This is a genomic window from Kitasatospora sp. NPDC054939 (assembly GCF_053610105.1).
On sequence record NZ_JBSGXP010000001.1, the window covers coordinates 113,457 to 130,362 of the forward strand.

Below are 16,906 nucleotides of genomic sequence, written 5' to 3' on the forward strand. Positions count from 1 at the left end.
AAGGTACGTCGGACGATCAGGCCTTCGGAACCCTCACGATCAGCGCGTCGCCCTGGCCGCCGCCGCCGCACAGCGCCGCCGCGCCGACCCCGCCGCCGCGCCGCTGCAGCTCCAGCGCCAGGTGCAGCACCACGCGGGCGCCGGACATCCCGATCGGGTGGCCGAGCGCGATGGCGCCGCCGTTGACGTTGACGATGTCCGCGGAGACCCCGAGGTCCTTCATCGACTGGTGGGCGACCGCGGCGAAGGCCTCGTTGATCTCGATCAGGTCGAGGTCGGCGACCTCCAGGCCCTCCTTGGCGAGGGCGTGCTTGATGGCGTTGGACGGCTGCGACTGCAGCGAGTTGTCCGGGCCGGCCACGTTGCCGTGGGCGCCGATCTCGGCGATCCAGCTCAGGCCCAGTTCCTCGGCCTTGGCCTTGCTCATCACGACCACGGCGGCGGCGCCGTCGGAGATCTGCGAGGAGGTGCCGGCGGTGATCGTGCCGTCCTTGGCGAACGCCGGGCGCAGCTTGGCCAGGCCCTCGACCGTGGTGTCGGCGCGGATGCCCTCGTCCTGGCCGAACAGCACCGGGTCGCCCTTGCGCTGCGGGATCGCCACCGGGACGATCTCGGCGTCGAAGACGCCGTTCTGCTGGGCCTTGGCGGCGCGCTGGTGGGAGGCGGCGGCGATCTCGTCCTGGACCTCGCGCGGGATGCCGAGCCGGGTGTTGTGCTTCTCGGTCGACTCGCCCATCGGGATGTTCTCGTACGCGTCGGTGAGGCCGTCGTACGCCATCGCGTCCAGCAGCTCGACCGCGCCGTACTTGTAGCCCTCGCGGGACTTCGGCAGCAGGTGCGGGGCGTTGGTCATCGACTCCTGGCCGCCGGCCACCACGATGTCGAACTCGCCGGCCCGGATCAGCTGGTCCGCCAGCGCGATGGCGTCCAGGCCGGAGAGGCAGACCTTGTTGACGGTCAGCGCGGGGACGTTCAGCGGGATGCCGGCCTTCACGGCGGCCTGGCGGGCGGGGATCTGGCCCGCGCCGGCCTGCAGGACCTGGCCCATGATCACGTACTGGACCTGCTCACCGGTGATGCCGGCCCGCTCCAGCGCGCCCTTGATCGCGAAGCCGCCCAGATCGGCGCCGGAGAAGCCCTTGAGGGAGCCGAGCAGACGCCCCATGGGGGTACGCGCACCGGCAACGATCACAGAGGTGGTGTTGGTCATGGGACGGGCCCCTTCGCACGTCGTGGCCAGGTGAGGATGCCGCTCAATGTACTGACCCGTTACCCGCCCGTCACCGGAGCGAGCGTGTGATCAGGCGCACTGGCACTGTCCAGTCAACACCGTGTCGCACCGGCGCGGGTGAAGGTGCGAGTCTGTGAGCAGACTCGCACGGACGGCTCTGGCGCCGCTTCAGCGCGATGCGCTCCACTGGTGGCGAACCCGTCCCGGAACCGGCCCTGGAGGTCCGCCGTGCTGACCCGTATCGACCACATCGGCATCGCCTGCTTCGACCTCGACCGGACGGTCGAGTTCTACCGCAGCACCTACGGCTTCGAAGTCTTCCACAGCGAGGTCAACGAGGAGCAGGGCGTACGCGAGGCCATGCTCAAGATCAACGACACCGGGGACGGCGGCGCCTCGTACATCCAGCTGCTGGAGCCCACCCGCGAGGACTCCACGGTCGCCAAGTGGCTCGCCAAGAACGGCGAGGGCGTCCACCACATCGCCTTCGGCACCGCCGACGTGGACGGCGACTCCGAGGAGATCCGGGGCAAGGGCGTCCGGGTGCTGTACCAGGAGCCGCGCATCGGCTCGATGGGCTCGCGGATCACCTTCCTGCACCCCAAGGACTGCGGCGGCGTGCTGACCGAGCTGGTCACCTCCGCCCCCGACGGCGGCCACTGACGCCCCCGCGCGGGTGCCGCCCGGCCGGGCGGCACCCTCATAACCCGTCAGTAACCTCACGGAACGGTCGGAAAACCCCCACGCGCCCATTCCCCCGCAGTGCGAGCCCACTACAATGCCCAGGTGCGCGACGACTCCGGGGGACGGGGCCGGCGGGCACGGCCGATGACCGGCCCGCGCCGCCCGCCCACGGACGGCACGACCGGTCGCAGGGGAGTCCACTACGCGGGCACGGCTGAACAGTCGCAATTCGGATCTGTCACCATTCTCCACAGGCAAGAGTTCGCCCAGGAGTCCACCCGGACGGCGGAGCGCGGCACGACCGCGCCCGGCGGCCAGGACTCCGACCGTGGCGGGCGTCCCCAGCAGGAACGGGGGGTCGTCCACCGGCCGCGGATGCAAGGACCAGTCGGACCGGCCCCCGAACAGCGGGAGCCCGGGCACGGCCGGGTCGAGGACGCGACCAGGAGATGGATGGGACCGCGGAGTGCGGGGCTACGACCGCTACGAGGTTGACGATCACCTCTCCCAGTTCGAGGCCGAGATGGATCGGACTCGCAAGGAGCGGGACAAGGCAGCCGAGCATGCCGAGGACCTCGCCTACCAGGTGGAGGTGCTCCGGGCCAAGCTGCACGAGTCCCGGCGCGCGCTCGCCCAGCCGCGTGCCTTCGACGCCGTCTCGGGCCAGGCCGAGCAGCTGCTCCGCACCGCCGAGATGCAGGCCCAGCAGCTGCGCGCCGACGCCGAACGCCAGCTGCGCGACTCCCAGGCCGCCACCCAGCGGATCATGGCCGAGGCCGCCGAGCGCACCGCCCGGCTGGAGGCCGAGCTCACGGCCCGCCGCCGCAAGCTGGAGGACGAGCTCGTCGAGCTGCGCCGCAGCGCCGAGCAGCACGTCAACGAGAACGTCTCCTGGGCCGAGCAGACCCGGGCCGGCACCGAGCAGGAGGCCCAGCGCCTGCTCCAGGAGGCCCGCGCCGAGGCCGACCGGATGATGGCCGCCGCCCGCGCCGAGGCCGCCGCCCTCTCCGACCAGGCCCGCGCCCAGACCGCCGCCGACGTCGACGCCGCCCGCGGCGAGGCCCACGCCGCCGCCCAGGCCGCCCTCCAGCGCGCCCAGGACGACGCCGAACGGCTGCTGCGCGCCGCCTCCGAGCAGGCCCAGCTCACCGGGGCCCAGGCCGCCGCCGTCGCCGACGCCGCCCGCGGCGAGGCCCAGCAGCAGCTGGCCGGCGCCCAGGCCGTCGCCGAGCAGCGCCTCGCCGTCGCCCAGGCCGAGATCGGCCGGCTCAAGGAGAACGCCGCCGCCGAGCAGGCCCGCGCCCAGGAGGCCCTCAACCGGGCCCAGGCCGAGATAGAGCGGCTGCGCGCCGAGGTGCAGGCCGAGGCCGAGCGCAGCCGCCGCGAGTCCGCCGAACTGCGCGCCCACGCCGAAGCCGCCGCCGAACAGCTCCAGGCCGACGCCGAGGCCGCCGCCGTGCGCAAGGTCGCCGACGGCGAGGCCGCCAGCGAGCAGCGCTCCCAGACCGCCCGCGCCGAGGTTGCCCGGATGGTCGCCCAGGCCACCAAGGAGGCCGAGCAGATCCGGGCCGCCGCGGCCACCAGGCAGGCCGAGGCCGACGCCGCCAAGGCCGCCGCCGCCGAGGAGGGCGAGCGGCTGCGGGCCACCGCCGAGTCCGTCGCCACCCAGCTGCGCGAGGAGGCCGAGGCCGCCATCGCCGAGCTGCGGGCCACCGCCGAGCGGGAGGTCGCCGAGCTCCGCGCCCGGGTCGCCGCCGACGCCGAGCGGGCCCGCGCCGAGGCCGAGGAGGAGGGCCGCGCGGCCGGCGCCAAGGACGCCGCCGTCCACCTCGCCAAGGCCGCCAAGACCGCCGAGGAGATGCTCGGCCGCGCCGACCGCGACGCCGGGGCCACCCGCGGCGAGGCCGCCGCCGAGGCCGAGCGGATCCGCACCGAAGCCGCCGCCGAGGCCGAACGGCTCCGCGAGCAGGCCCGGGCCGCCGTCGAGCAGGCCCAGAACGCCGCCCTCGACGATGCCGCCGCCATCCGCGAGAACATCCAGCGGATGCAGGACGAGGCCGCCGGGATGCGCGCCGAGGCCGAGGAGCTGCGCTCCGGCGCCGCCGCCGAGGCCGACCGGGTCCGCGGCGAGGCCCGCCGCCAGGCCGTCGTGCAGATCGAGGAGTCGGCCAAGAGCGCCGAGGAACTGCTCACCAAGGCCAAGGCCGACGCCGACGAGCTGCGCTCCGGCGCCGCCGCCGAGGTCGAGCGGCTGCGCGAGCAGACCGCCCAGCAGGCCGCCGACACCCAGGGCCGGGCCGAGCAGACCCTCGCCCGGGCCCGTACCGAGGCCGAGAAGATCACCGCCGCGGCCGAGCAGCGCGGCCAGGACGCCCTCGCCGCCGCCAAGGCCGCCGCCGCCGAGAACCGCACCGCCGCCGAGCGGGAGACCGCCGAGCTGCGCCGCGAGGCCACCGAGTTCGACCAGCGGGTGCGGGCCGAGGCCACCGCCGCCGCGGACGCCCTGCGGGCCGACGCGCAGGCCGAGGCCGGGGCCGTCCGGGACGCCGCGGTGGCCGACGCCCAGCGGCTGCGCACCGAGACCGACACCGAGACCGCCCGGCTGCGCGCCGAAGCCGAGGCCGCCGCCGACGCGCTGCGCGAGGAGAGCCGGCGCGAGCGCGAGGAGGCCGCCGCCGGGCTGCACCGCGAGCGCGAGGAGACCGCGGAGCAGCTGGCCGCCGCCCGGACCGCCCGCGAGCAGGCCGAGCAGGCCGCGGCCGAACTCACCGAGCAGACCGCCGCCGAGACCGCCCGGCTGCGTGCCGAGGCCGAGCAGGCCGCGGCCGAACTCACCGAGCGCACCGCCGCCGAGACGGCCGCCGCCCGGGAGGCCGCCGAGGCCCACGCCGACCAGGTCCGCACCGAAGCCGAGCAGGCCGCGGCCGAACTCACCGAGCAGACCGCCGCCGAGACGGCCCGGTTGCAGGCCGAGGCCGAGCAGGCGCTCGCCGAGGCCCGCGAGGCCGCCGACGCCCGGCGCGCCCGGGCCGAGCAGGACGCCGCCGAACTGCGCGAGAAGGGCGCCGCCGAGCTGGCCCTCGCCGAGGAGCAGGCCGAGACCGTCCGCGCCGAGGCCGGCCGCCAGCTGTCCGAGGCCCGGGCCGCGGCCGACGGCATCCGCACCGAGGCGGACGAGGTCCTGGAGCAGGCCCGTACCGACGCCGACAGTGCGATCGCCGCCGCCCGGACGGCCGCCGCCGAACTCGTCACGATCGCCGAGGACGAGGCCGCCGAGGTCCGCCAGTCGGTGGCCGGCATGCACGAGGCCGCCTCCCAGCAGATCGCCGAGCTGAAGGCCCGCGCCGAGCAGGAGGCCTCGGACACCACCGCCCGGGCCGCCCTCGCCGCCGCCGAACTGCGCGAGGCCGCCGAGCGCGAGACCGCCGAACAGCGGGAGACCGCCGACCGGGAGACCGCGGACCTGCGCGCCCGGACCGCCGCCGAGGTCGCCGCCCTGCGCGAGCAGACCGAGCGGGAGCTCGCCGCCGAGCGCGAGGGCGTCGAGGCCGAGCTGGCCCGGGAGCGCGCCGAGGCGCAGGACTACGACGCCCGGCTGCGCGCCGAGGCCGAGGCCGAGCTGCGGGCCGCCCAGGAGGCCGCCGAGCAGCAGCGCGCCGAGTCCGCCGACCAGGCCGCCCGCACGGTCGCCGACGCCGAGGACCGGGCCGCCGCCGCCCTCGCCGAGGCCGAGGAGTTCGCCGCCTCACTGCGGGCCGAGGCCGAGGAGTACGCGCTCGCCACCCGCAGCCTCGCCGACGAGTACGACGCCGCCGCCCGCGGCCGCGCGGACGCCTACGACGCCGAGACCCGGGAGGCCGCCGAGCAGTTCGACCGGGCCACTCGCGAGCAGGCCAACTCCGTCCTGGAGAAGGCCTTCGCGGACGCCGAGGCGCTCGGCGAGGACGCCCAGACCACCGCCCTGGCCACCACCGCCGCCGCCGAGGAGCAGGCCGACGCGATGGTCGCGGCGGCCCGCAAGGAGGCCGACCGGCTGGTCGCGGCCGGCGAGGCCGCCGGTCAGGGCGAGGTCGAGAAGGCCCGCGCCGACGCCGACGCGCTGCTCTCCGAGGCCCGCCGGGACGCCACCGCGATCCGCGAGCGCGCCGAGGAGCTGCGCGAGCGCACCGACGCCGAGGTCGAGGCGCTGCACGAGCGCGCCCGCAAGGAGAACGCGCAGGCCATGAAGTCGGCCGGCGAGCGGGTGGACGCGCTGGTGACGGCCGCCCAGGAGCAGCTGACCGAGGCCGAGGAGCAGGCGGTGGCCACCGTCGCCGAGGCCGAGGAGCGGGCCGCGGCACTCGTCGCCGCCGCCGAGGACCGCGCGGGCGAGCTGACCACCGAGGCGTCCGCCGAGGCCAGCAAGGTCCGGATCGCGGCCGTCCGCAAGGCGGAGGGCCTGCTGAAGGAGGCGGAGACCAAGCTCTCCGACTCCACCGACCGCGCCGAGGCGCTGATCGTCAAGGCCGAGGCCAAGCTGAAGTCCGCCCAGGACGAGGCCGAGGAGAAGCTGGAGTCGGCGTCGGTCGAGGCCGAGAAGCGGCTGCGGGCCGCCGACGAGGCCGCGGACGAGCAGGTCGAGCTGGCGAAGGCCGAGGCCGAGCGGCTGCTCACCGAGGCCCGGGCCGAGGCGAAGCGGGTCACCGACGAGGGCCGGCGCGAGCTGGACGAACTGGTCCGGCGCCGCAAGGACATCAACACCGAGATCTCCAGGGTGCAGGACGTGCTGTCCGCACTGGAGGCGTTCGAGGCGCCGTCACCGGCCGCACAGTCGAACGGGGGAAGCAGCAAGAAGGACGGGGGTGCCAAGGCGGGTGCCGGAGTGGGCGCCCCCCGGTCGGGTGGCAATCGCTCCGGTGGGGCACCACCCGATTGAGCGGACATTCTCCGCGAGACAACGGCATTTCGCCGACGACACTCCGGTACCGTGTCAGGATTCCCTCAACCACCTCAGCGGTTTGACGACAGGAAGCCCAGAACCCCATGAGCGACAGTCACTCCCCTCACGGCTTCGACCTGGTGCGCCGTGGGTACGAGCGCGCCCAGGTCGACGAGCGGATCACCAAGCTGGTGGCCGACCGTGACAGTGCATTGACCCGGATCAGCGCGCTGGAGAAGCGCATCGAGGAACTCCACCTGGAGACCCAGACGGCCCAGGCCGCCGCGGTCGAGTCGGAGCCGTCGTACGCCGGCCTGGGCGCCCGGGTCGAGAAGATCCTGCGGCTCGCCGAGGAGGAGGCCAAGGACCTGCGCGAGGAGGCCCACCGGGCCGCCGAGCAGCACCGCGAGCTGGCCGAGGCCGCCGCCCAGCAGGTCCGCAGCGAGGCCGAGAACTACGCCAAGGACCGCAAGGCCAAGGCCGAGGACGAGGGTCTGCGGATCGTCGACAAGGCCAAGAGCGACGCCGCCCAGCTGCGCGCCGAGGCCAACAAGGACGCCCAGAACAAGCGCGAGGAGGCGGACGCCCTCTTCGAGGACACCCGCACCAAGGCCGCCCAGGCCGCGCTGGAGTTCGAGACCAACCTGGCCAAGCGCCGCGAGCAGTCCGAGCGCGACCTGGCGGCCCGTCAGGCCAAGGCCGAGAAGCGCCTCGCCGAGATCGAGCACCGCGCCGAGCAGCTCCGCCTGGAGGCCGAGAAGCTGCGCACCGACGCCGAGCGCCGCGCCCGCCAGACCGTCGAGACGGCCCAGCGCCAGTCCGAGGACATCGTGGCCGACGCGAACGCCAAGGCCGACCGGATCCGCAGCGAATCCGAGCGCGAGCTGGCGGCGCTCACCAACCGCCGCGACAGCATCAACGCCCAGCTGACCAACGTCCGCGAGATGCTGGCCACGCTGACCGGTGCGGCCGTCGCCGCCGCCTCGGTGCCGGGCGACGACTCCCTGGGCGTGCCCGCCCAGCAGTCGCGCTGACCCGCGCGTCCGTCCCGCGGGCCCCCGTCCTCCCGGACGGGGGCCCGCGGCGTTCCCGGGCCCCGCGGCGGCCGGCTGCGGCGGGCGTCAGCGCGGGTAGGCCCCGTCCGGCCGCTGGTGCCCGCAGCTCAGCTGGTTGCCGTCGTCGTCCGAGACGGTGCCGAACCACGAGGTGCACCAGACCGACACCGAGTCCGGCCAGTACTGCACCTCGAACGGGTGGCCCGAGCCGTAGTCGCCGTACGAGGTGACGATGAAGGTCTCGCCGGGCCGCATCCAGTAGTCCTCGCCGAGCGGCTCCAGGGTCAGTTCGACCAGTTCCTCGCTGCGGTTGGTCACCGGCATCCGCCCGGACACCTCCAGCGCGGAGAAGTCCCAGCCGGCCGTCTCCTCAGGGGTCATCCGGCCACCCGCGCCAACAGCCTGCGCACCGCCGAGTTGAACGCCTCCGGGGCCTCCAGCGCGCTCAGGTGGCCCACGTCCGCGATGACCGTCAGCTCGGCGTCCGGCGCCGCCGCAACCATCAGCTCGGACTCGGCCACCGGGGTGATGGCGTCGTCCGCACCCGCCACGACCGCGACCGGCACCCGCAGCCCCGCCAGCACCTCCCGGGTGTCGGACCGGCCCGCCATCGCCCGCTGCGCCCAGGCGACGGCCTGCGGGGACGCCTCGGCGATCCGCTTGCGCACCGGCTCGGCCAGGTGGCCGGACGCCGGGCCGAGCAGGTTCCGCTCCATCCGCTCCTCGGCCAGCAGGGCGACGCTCTCCCGGGCGAGCACCGCGGAGGCGATCCGCTCCCGGTTGGCCCGCGCCTCCTCGGTGTCCGCGGTGGCCTTGGTGTTCGCCAGCAGCAGGCCGCGGAGGCGCTGCGGGTGGCGGCGGGCGAAGGCCAGAGCCGCGTAGCCGCCCATCGACAGCCCGCCGACCACGGCCCGATCGATGTCGGCCGCGTCGAGCAGCAGGGCGACGTCGTCGGCGACCGCGTCCAGCGAGGGCGCTCCGGCGCCCAGCTCGGTGCCGCCGAAGCCGCGCTGGTCGGGGGCGAGCACCCGGGCCTCGTCCCCGGTCAGCCCGGGCAGGCCGTCCAGTTGGGCCGCCCACATCGAGGCGTCGAGCGGAAAGGCGTGCAGCAGCACGATCGGTGTCCCGGTGCCGCTCTCGCGGACGGACAACGCGGTGGGGAGCTCGGTCATGCCCCCGAGCCTAGAGCCCCGGGCCCGGAGCGTGCACGGCCACCACGGGCACCGGGGCGGTACGCCGGGCGGGCGCACCCAGCGGGACGCTATGTCCGGTTTGTCATAGCCTGCCGGAGAGCAGAGGGAGCGCCCCATGATCGAGCTGCACGAACTGACCAAACGCTACGGCGACACCCTCGCCGTCGACCGGCTGAGCTTCCAGGTGCCGCAGGGCGTGGTCACCGGCTTCCTCGGCCCGAACGGCGCGGGCAAGTCCACCACCATGCGCATGATCCTCGATCTCGACCGGCCCACCGCCGGGCGCGTCACCATCGACGGCCGGCACTACGACCGGCTCAACGAGCCGCTCAAGTACATCGGCGCCCTGCTGGAGGCCAAGGCCGTCCACCCCGGCCGGACCGCCCGCGACCACCTGCTCTGGCTGGCCCAGAGCAACCGCATCCCGGCCTCCCGGGTCGACGAGGTGCTCGCCCTGGTCGGCCTCACCTCCGTCGCCCGCAAGCGCTCGCGCGGCTTCTCGCTCGGCATGGGCCAGCGCCTCGGCATCGCCTCCGCCCTGCTCGGCGACCCCGAGATCGTCATGTTCGACGAGCCCGTCAACGGCCTCGACCCCGAGGGCATCCTGTGGATCCGCAACCTGATGAAGCGGCTGGCCGCCGAGGGCCGGACGGTCTTCGTCTCCTCCCACCTGATGAGCGAGATGTCCCTCACCGCCGACCACCTGGTCGTCATCGGCAAGGGCCGGCTGCTGGCCGACCTGTCGATGCCCGAGTTCATCCGGCGCAACTCCCGCTCCGCCGTACGGCTGCGCAGCCCGCAGCCGGAACGGCTGCTGGACACCCTGGCCGCCGCCGGGCTGGCCCACGAACCGGGCCCCGAGGGCTCTGTCGAGGTGGTCGACGGCGACCTCGCCAAACTCGGCGAACTGGCCGCAGCCAACGGGGTGGTGCTGCACGAGCTGAGCCCCCAGCAGGCGTCCCTGGAGGAGGCGTTCATGCAGATGACCGCCGACGCGGTGGAGTACCACGCCGGAGCGCCCGCCCCCCGTCCTGGCGCGGGGGCGGGCGCGGGAACGGGGGCGGCCGGCCCGCCCCCCGCCTGGGGCGCCGACTGGCGGGGCGGCGGCACCGGCGCCGGCCGGGCGCAGCAGCTCCCCACCGTCCCGAAGGAGAACTGAGATGGCGTCCTTCCCCGCGATCCTGGAGTCCGAGTGGACCAAGATCCGCAGCGTCCGCTCGACGATCTGGACGCTCGCGCTGACCTTCGTGGTCACCGCCGGACTCGGTGTGCTGCTCTCCCTGCTCACCCGCAACAACTTCGAGGAGTTCGCGGGCGACGGCCCCTTCGACGCCACCGGCACCGCCTTCGCCGGCATCATGCTCGGCGAACTCGCCATCATCGTCTTCGGGGTGCTCGCCATCGGCAACGAGTACAGCACCGGCATGATCCGGGTGACCCTCGCCGCCGTCCCGCAGCGCGGCACCCTGCTGGCCGGCAAGGCCGCGGTGCTCGGCGCGCTGGCGCTGGCGGTCTCGCTGGTGACCGCCTTCGTCACGTTCTTCCTCGGCCAGGCGATGCTCGGCCCGCACGCCACCGACCTCGGCGAACCGGGCGTGCTGCGCGCGGTGTTCGGGGCCGCGCTCTACCTGACGATGCTCTGCCTGTTCTCGGCCGGCGTCACCGCGATGCTGCACAACCAGACCCTGGCGCTCGGGGTGCTGGTGCCGTTCTTCTTCCTGCTCTCGCCGATCCTCTCGGCGGTGCCCAAGGTGAAGACCCTCGCCCGGTACTTCCCGGACTACGCGGGCTCCCGGATGCTGCTGGTCTACGAGCAGAACGGCCAGCCGTACGGGCCGTGGACGGGCTTCCTGATCTGCCTCGCCTGGACGCTGGCCGCCCTGGCCGGCGGGGCGCTGGTGCTGAAGAAGCGCGACGCCTGAGGCCGCCGGGCCGTCAGTACCGCGGAGCGCCGCGCCCCCGCTGGAGGTTGGAGGCGCGGCGCTCGCGCGCCCCCCAGCAGGCGCGGTGCCAGTGCCGGCGCTCCTCCACGCCCGCGCCGTGCATCGGCCAGGCCACCACGTGGCCCACCCCGGGCGGGATCTCCTGGTCGCAGCCGGGGCAGCGGTAGTGGCGGCCCGCGGTGCCGGCCACCGTCTGCACGACCCAGTCCTCGCCCCGGTACTCCTCGGTGCGGCGCAGCGAGCCGCCGAGCGGGGCCGCGGGCTCGGCCGGCCCTCGGTCTGCGGCGGTGTGGATCCGGTTGCGGCGGGGCACGGCGGACTACCTCTCTGCGCGGGCCCGCGCACGGCGGCGGCGGGCTCGGAACGGGGCGCGGGACCGTTCCAGCCTACGGCCGGCAGCAGGCCCCCGGGTTCACTATCACGCCATCACCCGGTACTTCGGTGTTTCTGCCGAGATCCACCCGATCTTCCGCGAAATTGGTGGTTCAGCGTGCCATTGGCACATGACATGGGTTACTCACGAGGGGTACAGGCGGGGCTCGCAGACCCTGCGCGCACCCGAGGAGGCCCAATGACGACCAGAACCAGCGCCCGCGAGGAGGCCCGCCGGCCCGTCGGGGTACGCCCGCCCGCCCCGGGCCCGGCCATGCCGCCGACCGATCCGGTGGCCCTGACCGGCACCCCCCTCCCGGCGGTGAAACGTCCCTCCGGCCGCGCCGCGGGCGCCGCACCGGTCCGGGTCGGTGCCTTCCTGCTGTCCGCGCAGTTCCCCGGGCAGAGTCACGGCGAGGTGCTCGACCGCACCGTCCGCGCCGCCGTCCAGGCCGAGCACTCCGGGCTCGACAGCGTCTGGCTCGCCGAGCACCACTTCGTCCCGTACGGGGTCTGCCCGAACGCCGCCACGCTGGCCGGTCTGCTGCTCGGCCGCACCCGGCGGATCGGGGTCGGCACGGCGGTCAGCGTGCTGTCCACCACCCACCCGGTGGCGCTCGGCGAGCAGGCCGCGCTGCTCCACCTCACCTCCGGCGGGCGCTTCACGCTCGGGGTGGGGCGCGGCGGCCCGTGGATCGACCTCGACGTCTTCGGCAGCGGGGTGGACGCCTTCGAGCAGGGCTTCCCGGAGCGGCTGGACCTGCTGCTGCGCTGGCTGCGCGGCTCCCGGGTGGGCGCGGACGGACCGCAGTTCAGCTTCCCCGAGGTGGCCGTCGTGCCCCGGGCCACCGAGCCGGTCCGCCGTCCGGAGCTGGGCTCCTGGCTCGGCCTAGGCGAGCAGTCCGGGCTGCGGCACTTCCCGCGGCAGCGCAAGGACACCCCGGCAGGCAAGGAGCTGACCGCCTCCGGCCGCCCGCAGGCCGGCCCGCCGGTGGTGGTCGCCTGCACCTCGCCCGGCGGGGTCCGGCTGGCGGCCGAGCGCGGGCTGCCGATGCTGCTCGGCATGCACTCCGGGGACGACGACAAGCGGCAGATGCTGGAGCTGTACCGCACCGCCTGGCTGGCCGCCGGGCGCAGCGAGGAGCAGCTGCGGCGGGTGACCCGGCAGCACGTGGCGGCCGGTGTGGCCCAGGTCGAGGACCGCTCCTCGGTGGCGCGGGCCACCCTGCTGCGGTCGATGCCGGGCTGGTTCGAGTACGGGCTGGGCGCGCACCGCACCGTGGACGGGCGGGAGCGCAAGATGCGCGACCCGCACCAGTACACGGAGCTGCTGTGCGACCTGCACGCGGTGGGCACGCCGAAGCAGTGCGCCGACCGGCTGCTGGCCACCGCCGAGCGCACCGGGATCCGCCGGTTCGCCCTGCTCGCGGAGGGCAGCGGCGATCACGAGGCGACCCTGCACAACATCGCGCGGCTCGGCGACGAGGTGCTGCCGCAGCTCTGCTGACCGCCTCCGCCCCCGGGCGCCCGGGCCGCTCCAGCTCCCCCGCGGGGGCGGGAGCGGCCCGACGGGCCGTCAGCAGTCCCGCAGTTCCTCGGACTGGTTGAGCAACTGCTCGCGGACGGAGGTGAACCGCTCGAAGCGCGCCTCGTTGGCGCCCGACGGCAGGAACACCGCCACCCGGTGACAGTTCTGGAACGCCAGCCGGACGCCGAAGTGCCGCTGCAGGGCACCGCGGATCGCGTCGCTGGCGAGGGCGCGCAGCAGCTGGCCGCGGGCCTGCTCGCTGGGCGGCGGCACGTGGTTGTCGGCGAAGTCGGTGCCGTCGACCTTCGCCTGGGCGACCAGCGAACTGATCAGCTCCCAGGCGTACGGCAGCGAGACGCGGACGCAGTCGACGAATTCCCGCTCGTCGACCTCGCCCCGCTCGGCCTTGTCCAGCAGGGCCGGTGAGACGTCGAGCGACATGGATTCTCCTCTCGCGGTCCACCCGAGCGGCGCGCGGGTGGTCGTGCGTGTGTCCGTGCTGAGGGTGTGGATGCCGTGCTGAAGGTGCTTGGACGTGCTCGGGAGGTACTGGAACCACTCACGCGCCGGACGTACGGCACGTGCTCGAACGGTGAGGGTGGACGCGCGGGCTGTCCGGTACGCCGTCGGACGGGGTGGAGTCGGCACCGCGCGGGGCGACAGCACGCAGAGCGAGCTCCCGCTCACAACAGCGTGGCAGCGATTGGTGGGCCGGAGCGGCCAATCCTGTGGATTGCTCCGGAAATCCGCCCCCCTGCACCAGAATGGCCGGATCCTGTCGGATCGTTCATCTGACGTCTCCATCCCCGTTGACAGCCTCCCCGCAAGCGTGCCGTCACACAGCGTAGCGATCCCGGGGTGAGGGCGCCAGAGTGCGCACGGGTTTGCGCGGGACCGCCGAACCTCCATGTTCGCGGGGTTCGCGGGTTCTTCACCCGACCGTCGCGGAATCGCATCAACTGGCCCCGGTGGGCTAGCGTGGTCGACCGTGCGTCTCGTAATTGCCCGCTGCTCAGTCGACTATGCCGGTCGGCTCTCCGCCCATCTGCCCTCCGCCACCAGGCTCATCCTGGTCAAGGCCGACGGCAGCGTCAGCATCCACGCCGACGACCGTGCCTACAAGCCGCTCAACTGGATGTCCCCGCCGTGCTCGCTGCGCGAGGCCGACGGGCTCTGGACAGTCGAGAACAAGGCCGGCGAGAAGCTCATCATCACGCTGGAGGAGGTGCTGCACGACTCGTCCCACGAGCTCGGGGTGGACCCGGGGCTGATCAAGGACGGCGTCGAGGCGCACCTCCAGGAGCTCCTCGCGGACCGGATGGAGGTGCTCGGCAGCGGCTGGTCGCTGATCCGCCGCGAGTACCCGACCGCGATCGGCCCGGTCGACATCCTCTGCCGCGACGCGGACGGCGCCACCGTCGCCGTCGAGATCAAGCGGCGTGGCGAGATCGACGGCGTCGAGCAGCTGACCCGGTACCTGGAGCTGCTCAACCGCGACCCGCTGCTCGCCCCGGTGAAGGGCGTCTTCGCCGCGCAGGAGATCAAGCCGCAGGCCCGGGTGCTGGCCACCGACCGCGGCATCGGCTGCGTGGTGCTGGACTACGACGAGCTGCGCGGCATCGACGACGACAAGCTCAAGCTCTTCTGATCCCTCAGGTCGGCGACGGAGTCGACGGGCTGGTGGTCGAGGTCGGCGACGGGCTCGTCGGGTTCGCCGACGTCGGCGAACCCGTCGGCGTGGTCGGCCCGGTCGAGGACTGGGTCGGCTGGGGCGGCTTCGGCTGCTCGGTGGGCTGCGGGGGCTGCCCGGTGGTCGTGGGCGGTGCGCTGCTCGCCGTCGCCGTGGGCGACTTGGTGGGCTTCCTGGTGGACGCCGACGGCGAGGGCGACGGCGAACCGCTGGTCATCGAGGCACCCGGCCCGGTGGTCGCCGGGTCCGGCTCCGGGGCGGCGGTGGCGCCGGTCGCCGCGGCGGGGCTGCTGCTGCCGGGGCGCGGGGCCGGCAGGCCGCCCGGCGGGAAGGCCCCGTCGTTGCGGGACACCCGCCGGTCGTCGGTCCGCTTCTCCCCCTCCTGGGCCGAGACGCTGAGCGCGACCGCCGTCCCGAGCACCCCGAGGGCGGCCACCGCCGCCGAGGCGGCGATCAGGGTGCGCCGGTTGTGGCGCAGCCGCGGGGTGGTCTTGAAGCGCCACGGCACCTGCGCGATGGCCCGGATGACGGGCCGCCGGCCCGACTGCGGGTCGGCGGGCGCGGCGGGCAGCTGACGGCCCTCGGCGCGCAGCAGGTCCAGCATCCGGCGGGCGGGGGCGGCCCCGCGCGGCTCGCCCAGGGCGGCCCGCAGGGCGAGCGCGGCCTCCAGTTCGACGGTGGCCCGGGCGGGCGACTGGACGCAGATCGCGTACACGCCCAACTCGTGGTGGAACCAAGCCTCGTCGACCCCGGAGGAGGTCGCCCGGGCGGCCTCCAGACCGAGCTGGAGGGTCCGCTCCCAGGCCCCCCAGCGCAGTGCGAGCGCCAGCGCGGGGGCGGCGGCCCTGGCCAGCCGCAGCACGTCTTGGTGGCGGCCGGCGGCCCGGTCGGCGAGCAGCACGCCGATCACCACCTCGGCCTCGGCGGCGATCTGCCGGGTGGAGACCGAGGTGTGCCCGACCCACCAGGCGAAGTGCTCGGCGGCGCCGTCGAGGCTGGTGCGGGCCGGCCAGTGCGGGGCGAGCAGTTCCAGCGCGCCGGCGGTGAGCCGGTGGTGGCCGCCGATGGACACCGCCAGGCCGCAGTCGGCGAGTTCGTGCAGGGCGCTCTCGCCCTGGCCGACGTCGATCAGCGCGGGCAGGTGCGGGGCCGTCGGGCACTCTCCGCCGAGCGCGACGGCGAGCCGCAGGACGGCCCGGGCGGGCTCGCTCAGGCCCTCGGCGAGGCGGACGGCGGGAGCGGCGCTCTCGGCCACCGAGGGCAGCGGCACGGTGCGCCGCAGCGCGCTCTCGCGGACCGCCGGGTCGGGGTGGCGGACGGGCTCGTCGACGGTGCCGAAGACGTCGTGGCGGTCCTCCTCGGCGGCCACCAGGGCGTCCACCGCGACGTCGCGCTGGCGCAGCAGGGCGGCGGCCTGGACGAAGCGCAGCGGCAGGCCCTCGGACTCGAACCAGAGGTCGACCGCCCAGGCCTTCTCCGCCTCGTCCAGGGCCCGTCCGGCCAGCCGGGCGGTGAGCGCCAGGCAGGCGGAGCGGGAGAGGCCGGCGACCAGGTGGTCCTGGAGCCGGGAACCGGGCGTCTGCAGCGGGGTGTCCGGGGCGACCGAGATCAGGAAGGCGCAGTCGGGGGCGGCGGCGAGCAGCTGCTCCAGCTCCTCGCCGACCGGCTCGACCCCGTCGATCACCACGATCGCGCCGATCGCGGCGAGGTGCTGGGCGGCGGCGCCGGGGTCGGGGCGGTGACCGGGCGCGTGGTGGGTGGCGGCGAACAGGTCCTGGACCAGGTCGGCGGCGGTGCGGCGGTGCCCGCAGAGCCGGACGACGCCGTCCGGGGCGAGGCCCGCGGCGGCCTCGGCGACGGCGGACAGCAGGGCGCTGCGGCCCGAGCCCGCCTGGCCGACCAGCCGGACCGAGCGGCCCTCGGCGAGCAGGCCGAGCAGTTGGGCGATGTCGGCCTCGCGGTCGAGCAGCGGCAGGTCGGCCGGGCCCGCGCCGAGGGCGAGCGGCCCCACCGCGCGGTCGCCGCCGGACGCGCCGCGGGCGGGCCCGCCGGGTCCGGTGCGGCGCGGTCTGGGGCGCCACTCCTCGGGGCAGGGGCGCGCCTCCGAGCCCTCCGGGGTGCCGATGGCGACCAGCAGCCCGCCGGCGACCAGCTCCCCGCTGCGGGTGCGCGCACCCTCCTGCCGGAACTCACCCGATGGCTGTCCCACGTTCCGCTCCGCCCCCTGCCGACTGCGGTCCGCCCGGTTCCGACCGCTTCCTGACGGCAGACTCTTGCACATCCCCGGGTCCG

13 protein-coding genes are annotated in these 16,906 nt (G+C 75.0%); 7 read left to right on the top strand and 6 right to left on the bottom strand.

Annotation, left to right across the window (positions count from 1 at the left end; translation table 11 throughout):
* Nucleotides 1-16: 16 nt before the first annotated feature.
* Nucleotides 17-1,210, bottom strand: coding sequence for an acetyl-CoA C-acetyltransferase (locus tag ACWGB8_RS00435; RefSeq protein ID WP_452208719.1), 1,194 nt, complete (start codon nt 1,208-1,210; stop codon nt 17-19).
* Between the two features lie 249 nt (nt 1,211-1,459).
* Here ACWGB8_RS00435 and mce point away from each other — a divergent pair, with 249 nt between their 5' ends.
* From mce to ACWGB8_RS00450, 3 genes are all read left to right on the top strand, one after another.
* Nucleotides 1,460-1,894 carry a methylmalonyl-CoA epimerase gene (gene mce / locus ACWGB8_RS00440; protein ID WP_452208721.1) on the top strand — a complete coding sequence of 145 codons (435 nt, stop codon included), beginning with the start codon at nt 1,460-1,462 and terminating at the stop codon, nt 1,892-1,894.
* 544 nt (nt 1,895-2,438) lie between these two features.
* Complete coding sequence (locus ACWGB8_RS00445) at nt 2,439-6,830, top strand: hypothetical protein (protein WP_452208722.1); 4,392 nt, start codon at nt 2,439-2,441, stop codon at nt 6,828-6,830.
* A gap of 107 nt (nt 6,831-6,937) precedes the next feature.
* Nucleotides 6,938-7,867 (top strand): cellulose-binding protein, encoded by a 930-nt coding sequence (locus ACWGB8_RS00450; protein ID WP_452208723.1) that lies wholly within the window; start codon nt 6,938-6,940, stop codon nt 7,865-7,867.
* Nucleotides 7,868-7,954: 87 nt separating this feature from the next.
* Here ACWGB8_RS00450 and ACWGB8_RS00455 read toward each other — a convergent pair whose 3' ends face one another.
* Nucleotides 7,955-8,269 (bottom strand): hypothetical protein, encoded by a 315-nt coding sequence (locus ACWGB8_RS00455; protein ID WP_452208725.1) that lies wholly within the window; start codon nt 8,267-8,269, stop codon nt 7,955-7,957.
* Entirely contained in the window at nt 8,266-9,060 is a 795-nt protein-coding gene (locus tag ACWGB8_RS00460; RefSeq protein ID WP_452208726.1) for an alpha/beta fold hydrolase, read from the bottom strand. Before ACWGB8_RS00460 ends, ACWGB8_RS00455 begins: the two co-directional genes overlap by 4 nt.
* A 136-nt stretch (nt 9,061-9,196) precedes the next feature.
* Here ACWGB8_RS00460 and ACWGB8_RS00465 point away from each other — a divergent pair, with 136 nt between their 5' ends.
* Nucleotides 9,197-10,240: an ABC transporter ATP-binding protein gene (locus tag ACWGB8_RS00465; protein WP_452208728.1), complete on the top strand. Its 1,044-nt coding sequence runs from the start codon at nt 9,197-9,199 to the stop codon at nt 10,238-10,240.
* A gap of 1 nt (nt 10,241) precedes the next feature.
* The gene (locus ACWGB8_RS00470) at nt 10,242-11,003 is read left to right on the top strand and encodes an ABC transporter permease subunit (protein WP_452208730.1); all 762 of its coding nucleotides are present in this window, start codon (nt 10,242-10,244) and stop codon (nt 11,001-11,003) included.
* 13 nt (nt 11,004-11,016) lie between these two features.
* On the opposite strand, the gene ACWGB8_RS00475 is transcribed toward ACWGB8_RS00470, so the two are convergent.
* The gene (locus tag ACWGB8_RS00475) at nt 11,017-11,337 is read right to left on the bottom strand and encodes an ATP/GTP-binding protein (protein ID WP_452208731.1); all 321 of its coding nucleotides are present in this window, start codon (nt 11,335-11,337) and stop codon (nt 11,017-11,019) included.
* 258 nt (nt 11,338-11,595) lie between these two features.
* On the opposite strand from ACWGB8_RS00475, the gene ACWGB8_RS00480 reads away from it, so the two are divergent.
* Nucleotides 11,596-12,903 (top strand): LLM class flavin-dependent oxidoreductase, encoded by a 1,308-nt coding sequence (locus tag ACWGB8_RS00480; RefSeq protein WP_452208733.1) that lies wholly within the window; start codon nt 11,596-11,598, stop codon nt 12,901-12,903.
* A gap of 69 nt (nt 12,904-12,972) precedes the next feature.
* Here ACWGB8_RS00480 and ACWGB8_RS00485 read toward each other — a convergent pair whose 3' ends face one another.
* Nucleotides 12,973-13,365: an SCO5389 family protein gene (locus tag ACWGB8_RS00485; protein ID WP_452208736.1), complete on the bottom strand. Its 393-nt coding sequence runs from the start codon at nt 13,363-13,365 to the stop codon at nt 12,973-12,975.
* Nucleotides 13,366-13,912: 547 nt separating this feature from the next.
* Between ACWGB8_RS00485 and nucS the strand changes: the two genes are divergently transcribed.
* Nucleotides 13,913-14,572 (top strand): endonuclease NucS, encoded by a 660-nt coding sequence (nucS, locus tag ACWGB8_RS00490; RefSeq protein WP_452208738.1) that lies wholly within the window; start codon nt 13,913-13,915, stop codon nt 14,570-14,572.
* Nucleotides 14,573-14,576: 4 nt separating this feature from the next.
* On the opposite strand, the gene ACWGB8_RS00495 is transcribed toward nucS, so the two are convergent.
* Nucleotides 14,577-16,823: an ATP-binding protein gene (locus ACWGB8_RS00495; protein ID WP_452208740.1), complete on the bottom strand. Its 2,247-nt coding sequence runs from the start codon at nt 16,821-16,823 to the stop codon at nt 14,577-14,579.
* Nucleotides 16,824-16,906: the final 83 nt, after the last annotated feature.

Bases quoted from the DNA above. Each gene is read 5' to 3' on its own strand.
- ACWGB8_RS00435 (WP_452208719.1), bottom strand. From the start codon at position 1,210: ATGACCAACACCACCTCTGTGATCGTTGCCGGTGCGCGTACCCCCATG.
- ACWGB8_RS00445 (WP_452208722.1), top strand. From the start codon at position 2,439: ATGGATCGGACTCGCAAGGAGCGGGACAAGGCAGCCGAGCATGCCGAG.
- ACWGB8_RS00450 (WP_452208723.1), top strand. From the start codon at position 6,938: ATGAGCGACAGTCACTCCCCTCACGGCTTCGACCTGGTGCGCCGTGGG.
- ACWGB8_RS00455 (WP_452208725.1), bottom strand. From the start codon at position 8,269: ATGACCCCTGAGGAGACGGCCGGCTGGGACTTCTCCGCGCTGGAGGTG.
- ACWGB8_RS00460 (WP_452208726.1), bottom strand. From the start codon at position 9,060: ATGACCGAGCTCCCCACCGCGTTGTCCGTCCGCGAGAGCGGCACCGGG.
- ACWGB8_RS00465 (WP_452208728.1), top strand. From the start codon at position 9,197: ATGATCGAGCTGCACGAACTGACCAAACGCTACGGCGACACCCTCGCC.
- ACWGB8_RS00470 (WP_452208730.1), top strand. From the start codon at position 10,242: ATGGCGTCCTTCCCCGCGATCCTGGAGTCCGAGTGGACCAAGATCCGC.
- ACWGB8_RS00480 (WP_452208733.1), top strand. From the start codon at position 11,596: ATGACGACCAGAACCAGCGCCCGCGAGGAGGCCCGCCGGCCCGTCGGG.
- ACWGB8_RS00485 (WP_452208736.1), bottom strand. From the start codon at position 13,365: ATGTCGCTCGACGTCTCACCGGCCCTGCTGGACAAGGCCGAGCGGGGC.